General features: G+C 36.1%; 5 protein-coding genes. 4 read left to right on the plus strand and 1 reads right to left on the minus strand.

All coding sequences use genetic code 11. The features are described 5' to 3' along the window. A partial coding sequence (locus tag Q0410_RS04325; RefSeq protein WP_299033259.1) for a PepSY domain-containing protein occupies positions 1 to 455 on the minus strand: 455 nt, incomplete at its 3' end. 235 nt (positions 456 to 690) lie between these two features. Between Q0410_RS04325 and Q0410_RS04330 the strand changes: the two genes are divergently transcribed. The 4 genes from Q0410_RS04330 to Q0410_RS04345 are packed head-to-tail and all read left to right on the plus strand — an operon-like array spanning position 691 to position 3499. Next, complete coding sequence (locus Q0410_RS04330) at positions 691 to 1371, plus strand: response regulator transcription factor (protein WP_299033262.1); 681 nt, start codon at positions 691 to 693, stop codon at positions 1369 to 1371. Further along, positions 1352 to 2461 carry a sensor histidine kinase KdpD gene (locus Q0410_RS04335; RefSeq protein ID WP_299033265.1) on the plus strand — a complete coding sequence of 370 codons (1110 nt, stop codon included), beginning with the start codon at positions 1352 to 1354 and terminating at the stop codon, positions 2459 to 2461. Before Q0410_RS04330 ends, Q0410_RS04335 begins: the two co-directional genes overlap by 20 nt. A 50-nt stretch (positions 2462 to 2511) precedes the next feature. Further along, positions 2512 to 2649, plus strand: a complete 138-nt coding sequence (locus Q0410_RS04340; protein ID WP_299033268.1) for a CD1871A family CXXC motif-containing protein — start codon at positions 2512 to 2514, stop codon at positions 2647 to 2649. Next, positions 2642 to 3499, plus strand: coding sequence for a 4Fe-4S binding protein (locus Q0410_RS04345; RefSeq protein WP_299033272.1), 858 nt, complete (start codon positions 2642 to 2644; stop codon positions 3497 to 3499). Before Q0410_RS04340 ends, Q0410_RS04345 begins: the two co-directional genes overlap by 8 nt. The last annotated feature ends 103 nt before the right edge of the window (positions 3500 to 3602 follow it).

Below are 3602 nucleotides of genomic sequence, written 5' to 3' on the forward strand. Positions count from 1 at the left end.
AGGGCTTTTTCCATGGCTTCTTTGGCTGTTATTATGTTGTCTTTTTCTATAGCTAGGATATTTGTATCGTCTTCTGTTTCTCTTTCTTCTTTGATTAAATCAAGGCTGTTAGCGTCAAATTTTGCTTCGAATTCTTCTCCGTCTTTGTAGCCTTTTACACTGTAGATATATTTTCCATCTTCTTCGTCAAGGTCTGCGCCTGTTAGCTCGATTGCGTCGTCACCATAGTGGGTGTAGAAGGCATCGATTGCTTCTTCTAGAGTTTTTTCTGTTGCTGGGATTGGGTCTTTTGCAGCTGTTTCTGTATCATTTGAAACTTCTTTTACAACATCATTATTGTCTGTTGTTTCAGTTTCTTCTGTTTTTACTTCTTCTGTTGTTTTTGCTTCTTGGTTGCCACAAGCTCCTAAAACTAGGGCTGTTGCTAAAACTAGGGCTAAATTTTTATTTTTCATAAATCGTACTCTTCATTAAATTTTCTCTTTAAGTTCTCAAATAAGGTAATCCTTATTTATACTATATATTATACCGGATATTAAAAAATGTAAAGGGGCAATTAAAGTTATTTAAGATTCCTTACAAAAGTTTTAAGGTTAATCCTTGTCTTGATTTTATAAATCTTAATCTTAATTTAATGGCTTTGTGATATAATCAAGATGAAAAATACTAGATATAGGGAAAGGAATAATCATGAAGGTATTGATAGTAGAAGATGAACTGGATTTGCTTGATTCCATAGCTGAGGGTCTTACTCTCTTAGGCTATGTGACTGATAAGGCTAGTAATGGGGATGATGCCATTGACATGGCCTTTGTTGAAAGTTATGACCTCATAATCCTCGATGTAAACCTTCCTGGCAAGGATGGTTTTGAGATTTTAAAGGCTATAAGAGTAGATAATAAGGAAGTGGCGATAATTATGCTTACTGCAAGAAGTGACATAGAAGATAGGGTAAGGGGTCTTGATCTTGGGGCAAGCGACTATATGGTTAAGCCTTTTGCCCTAAGAGAGCTTGATGCGAGGATGCGTTCTCACTTAAGGGGCAAGAAAATCCACCAGGCTACTACCATAGAAATATCAGACCTATGTTTTGATACAGTAAAAAGAGAAGCATCTTTTGACGGTAAAGTTATCCCTCTTACGGTCAAGGAAACAGGGATTTTGGAGTATTTGTTTTTAAATTCTGAGCGTTTTATATCTGCAGAAGAGCTTATAGAGCATGTTTGGGATTCAAATGCGGATGGGTTTTCAAATACTGTTAGGGTTCACATGTCATCTCTTAGGAAAAAACTAAGGGCAGCCTGTGGCAAAAACCTAATAGAAAATGTTATTGGTAAGGGATATAGGATTCATGAAACAGAAAATTTATGATTCCCTAATTTTTAAGCTCATTGCAGCTGTGGTCATATTTTTTATAATCATGCTTCTCGTCAGTATGTACCTAATTAGTCGTAAGCAAGCCATGATAATTGACGCGGTTATAGAAGATATAAATACCAATATGGGCACCATGGATAGGTCTATGGTTCTTTTTATAGACTCATCTAAGGTGCAATCTTCAAGTGATTTTAGAATCTATCTAATTTTTGTAATGTCTGCAGTTATAATTTTGGGCTCCCTTTCCTTTGCCTTTATCATAAAGAAAATCCTAGCTCCCCTTAAAAATCTCCAGAAAAAAATATCTGAGGTTGATATTGATAAGCCGGAAAGCTTTGAAAATTTGGTGATTTTAGATAATACTTCTAGCGAAATAGTAGAATTTTCTGAGACTTTTGATAAGATGCTAAAAAAAATCTACGCAGACTATAAAAGGCAGAAAGACTTTTCTTCAAATGTGGCCCATGAGCTGAGGACGCCCATAGCTGTTATGAAAAGCCAGCTTGATCTTTTTAGGCAAAAGACAGATGATGCTGATGCCAAGAAGATGCTGAGGGTTTTAGATAATAACGTAGCTAAGTTAAGCGGTCTTGTAGATGCGATTTTATCCCTTAGGAAAAAATCTGACATAAAACTTGATGAGGTAAATTTAGATATATTGATAGATGAGATAGTCCTTGACTTAGAAGATAAGGCCTATGATAGAGATGTTCGTATTATAGCAAGGGATACAAATATTAGCCTTATAACAGACGATAGTCTCCTTCAAAGGCTGGTCTTTAATATAGTAGAAAATGCTATCAAATACAACAATCCTGGAGGCAGGGTAGATATTTCTGCTAAAGAAGATAGGGATAAGGTCAAGATAAAAATCGCCGATACGGGTATAGGCATATCTCCAAGCGATAAGGAAAGAATTTTTGAATTATTTTATCAGATTGACTCATCGAGGGGCCAGGAAGGCTATGGAATAGGCCTTTGTCTATCAAAGACTATTGCTGATATGCTTGGGGCAAAAATTGAAATTTACGATAATAACCCCCAAGGATCGATTTTTGTAATAAATATTCCCAAGTCTTTATGAGAATTTAATATAAACTCTGTTAGAATAGACTTAGTGAAAAGGAGATAAGGATGAAAAATAAAAAAACAAGTCTGACACTTCTCGCCCTAAGCCTTGCCTTCATAGGTCTTGGGGCCTATAGGGGAGAGGTCGATACAGTTTTTATAAAGGCCATAAACTTATGTTTGGAGTGTATAGGCATTGGATAAGCTAAGAAATCATAAGAGACTTATTATCCAAGCCTTATCAACACTCGCCCACAACTTTCACTTGGATAATTTCTTTAAAGGAAAAATCTACCAGGGGCCTGGCAAAAAACTTTGCCTACCGGGCTTAAATTGTTATTCATGTCCGGGAGCAGCAGGATCTTGCCCTATAGGGAGCCTTCAGGCTGTTATAGGGTCTAAAAAATATAAGTTTTCCTTTTATGTAATAGGGATAATGATGTTTTTTGGAGTGGTTTTTGCTAGGCTCATATGTGGATTTTTGTGTCCCTTTGGATTTTTCCAAGACCTACTTCATAAGATTCCTACAAAGAAATTTTCAACTAAGAAGTTAAAGGCCTTAAGGTACATCAAATACATAATCTTATCTAGTCTTTTAGTTGGGATAGGCTTTGCCCTAAAGGGTCAGTATGAAGTTGTACCACCATATTTTTGTAAGTACATATGTCCCCAAGGAATCCTAGAAGCAGCCCTTCCTCTAGCTGGGAAAAATATTTCACTAAGGGCAGCCCTTGGACCCTTATTTAGGTTTAAATTTGTAATTTTAATTATTACCATTATCCTTTCTATAGGATTTTTTAGACCTTTTTGTAAGTGGATTTGTCCTCTTGGTGCCTTTTATTCGCTCTTCAATAAGTATTCCCTCTATCAATTAAACTTAAATGAAGATAAGTGTATAAATTGTGGCAAGTGTGCAAAAGTATGCAAGATGGATGTGGACATAAGAGAAAATACAGCCCATTTAGAATGTATCAGGTGTGGAGATTGTATAAAGGCCTGCCCAACCAAGGCCATAAGAAGTGAATTTATAAGAAAAGAAAGGAGAAGAAAATGAAAAATAAATTAATACTAGCCCTCATGCTAGCGGGAAGTCTTGTAGCATGTGGAAACAAAGAAGAAAACCCAGCGGAAACTAAATCAGTAAGCGAAGAAGCTGT

This window comes from uncultured Anaerococcus sp. (assembly GCF_937934665.1).
Lineage (GTDB): Bacteria > Bacillota > Clostridia > Tissierellales > Peptoniphilaceae > Anaerococcus.

Coding starts and splice junctions, on each gene's coding strand:
- Q0410_RS04330 (WP_299033262.1), top strand. CDS start 691: ATGAAGGTATTGATAGTAGAAGATGAACTGGATTTGCTTGATTCCATA.
- Q0410_RS04340 (WP_299033268.1), top strand. CDS start 2,512: ATGAAAAATAAAAAAACAAGTCTGACACTTCTCGCCCTAAGCCTTGCC.
- Q0410_RS04335 (WP_299033265.1), top strand. CDS start 1,352: ATGAAACAGAAAATTTATGATTCCCTAATTTTTAAGCTCATTGCAGCT.